This is a genomic window from Candidatus Cloacimonadota bacterium (assembly GCA_020532355.1).
Taxonomy (GTDB): Bacteria; Cloacimonadota; Cloacimonadia; order Cloacimonadales; family Cloacimonadaceae; genus UBA5456.
In genome coordinates this window covers 1-2,970 of sequence record JAJBBD010000302.1, presented here as the reverse complement: position 1 = coordinate 2,970, position 2,970 = coordinate 1, and the positions used below count along the sequence as shown (strand labels likewise).

1 protein-coding gene is annotated in these 2,970 nt (G+C 41.8%); it reads left to right on the top strand.

The features are described from left to right. On the top strand, positions 1-2,861 hold a 2,861-nt coding region (locus LHW48_10420; protein MCB5260861.1), incomplete at its 5' end, for a site-specific DNA-methyltransferase. Between the last annotated feature and the right edge of the window lie 109 nt (positions 2,862-2,970).

Genomic DNA, 2,970 nt, shown 5'->3' with positions numbered 1-2,970 from the left:
TGGGACAAGTATTTGAAAACGAGCATGCTCGCAGAGAACACTTCAGAGAACTCTTGCGAGAGAAACTGAAAGACCCTGAATTTCGCCAAATCGAGGGCTTTCCCATCGGAAAAGACGAAGATATCATCGCATTGAGTGATCCTCCCTATTACACTGCTTGCCCCAATCCCTGGATTAATGACTTCATTGCCGAGTGGGAAAAGGAAAAAGGAGAGAGACCGAAAGAGTATCACCGGGAACCATTTGCAGCAGACGTGAGTGAGGGTAAGAACGATCCCATATACAACGCTCACTCCTACCACACCAAGGTGCCCCACAAGGCGATCATGCGCTATATCCTGCATTACACTGAGCCGGGAGACATCGTCTTCGACGGTTTCTGCGGATCAGGCATGACCGGGGTAGCAGCTCAGCTCTGTGGAGATAAAAAAGTGATTGAATCTCTAGGATATACTGTTAAAGATGACGGCACAATCCTGGATGAAGAGGGCAAGCCTTTCTCCAAACTGGGGGCAAGAAAAGCTATATTGAATGATCTCTCTCCAGCGGCTACATTCATTGCAGCCAATTATAACTCTCCGGTTTATCTTGCGGAGTTTGAAAGAGATGCAAAACGCATTCTGGAAGAGGTGGAAGAGGAATGCGGCTGGATGTATGAGACTCTTCATACGGATGGCAAAACCAAGGGTAAGATAAATTTTACTGTATGGAGCGATGTGTTTGTATGTCCAAACTGTATGAAAGAATTCATATTCTGGGATGCGGCAGTTGATAGAGACAAAGGAATGGTCTTGGATGAATTCCCATGTCCTTATTGTGAAGCGTTACTAACCAAAAGATCTATGGACAGAGCTTATCTGTTTTCGAATGATAATAGTAATCACAGGGATCATCATGTAGAAAATGAATCAACAGCCTATAGTAACCACAACGCATTGAATGAGCAAAGAGATTGTATAACCAAAATTGCAAAACAAGTACCTGTTTTAATAAGCTATTCGGTTGGAAGTAAGAGCTATGAAAAGAGTCCCGATAAACTCGACATTCAGATTATTGAAAGAATCAGTAGCATAAATCCCAGTTACTGGTATCCCGCAAATGAACTACCTGAAGGGTATAATACAAATCAACCAATTAGATCCCATGGATTTTCAAGTATTCATCACTTCTATACAAACAGAAATCTCATCACCTTAGCTTTATTAAACTCTCTGGCTGTTTCACATCAAGCAAAATTTATGTTAACAGGATTATTAAACAGAGCTACAAAGTTAAACCAGCTACACTTAAAGAATTACTTCTTTGGAGGTGGAGGCTGTAATGCCGGCCACAGAAAGGGTACACTTTATGCTCCATCAGTTTCAATTGAAACATCCATAATCCAATTACTAAGGGAAAGAGTAAAATCACAATGGAGAGCATATCAGCAGTATTTATCATCGGGTAATTGCATTATCTCATGTCAGTCCCTCACCGACAAATTCCCAGAAATGAGGTCTAGTAGTGTGGATTACACTTTCGTTGACCCTCCATTTGGGGCTAACATAATGTACTCTGAGCTTAGCTTCCTATGGGAGGGTTGGCTTCGGGTTTTTACCAACAACCAGAAAGAAGCAATTGAGAATCCGATACAAAGAAAGGGTCATGATGAGTATAGGGAACTCATTGAACGATGCTTGTCAATGACTCATAATTACTTAAAACTCGGAGGATGGATCACTATTGAGTTTTCGAACACAAGCGCATTTGTTTGGAACTCGTTTCAAATAGCAATAGAGAAATCTGGTTTTGTTATCGCTGATGTTTCATCTCTTGATAAAAAGCAAGGTGGCATGGCCACAATTAGGAGTAGAAAGGCGGTAATCAAAGATCTAATCATAACAGCTTACAAACCTGATGATAGTTTCAAGAAAACTCATTTTTTAGGTGATGAAACAGATGATAGTGTATGGGAGTTTATCCGCAAACACTTATCGAAACTACCCATTGTAAAGCACTCTGTAGGGAAAACACTAATTCCAAATAAAGAAAGAGATCCCCGCATTCTTTTTGATAGGTTGGTATCCCATTATGTGCAAAATGGATACTGGGTTTCCTTAGACAGTCATGAATTTCAAGAAGGTCTCGAGCAAAGATACTCTTGTAGAGATGGGCTGTATTTTCTTCCTGAACAGGTGTTTATATACGACAAGTACACCATGGAAAGCAATTTGGAAAAACAGTCTCAGATATTCATAGAGGATGAGGTATCCGCAATAGAATGGTTGCGCAATTTACTGAAAGACAAGCCTCAAACTTATCAAGAGATTAACACACCTTTCCAAAGTGCTATGTCAACATGGAATAAGCAAGAAACACTACTAGAACTTTCCACCATACTTGATCAAAACTTCCTCAAATACGATAGTAAGAGTGATGTCCCAAGCCAGATTCACACCTATCTATCCACGAATTGGAAAGAACTTAGGAACCTCTCTAAAGATGATCCTGCACTCAAAGCGAAAGCCAAAGACCGGTGGTATGTACCAGATCCCAACAAGCTGGCTGATCTGGAGCAGATGCGGGAGAAAGCGCTACTAAAAGAGTTCTGGACTTATCTGCCCAAGGACTACAAGCCCAAGAAGCTGAGTGATCTGCAAATCGAGATACCAGATCTACCTAAGAGCACCGCAGATCTGTTATCAGGCAAGAGATACAAGGTCATCAGAGCAGAAGCAGTACGAGCGGGATTCAAGTACTGCTGGCAAAACCGGGATTATGAGACCATCATCCTGGTGGCAAAGCGCATACCAAGTACATTGCTGGAAGAAGATCCCAAACTGCTGATGTACTACGATCAGGCGATTACCAGAACTCAGTAGAAGAGGGTTTGAGGTGAAAAGCGAGCAAGGCATGAAGCAAGATGCATGGATAAACGCCATAATCGGGCGATTGTGCGCATCATCTTCTCAGATGGTGATCTTGTTCGAC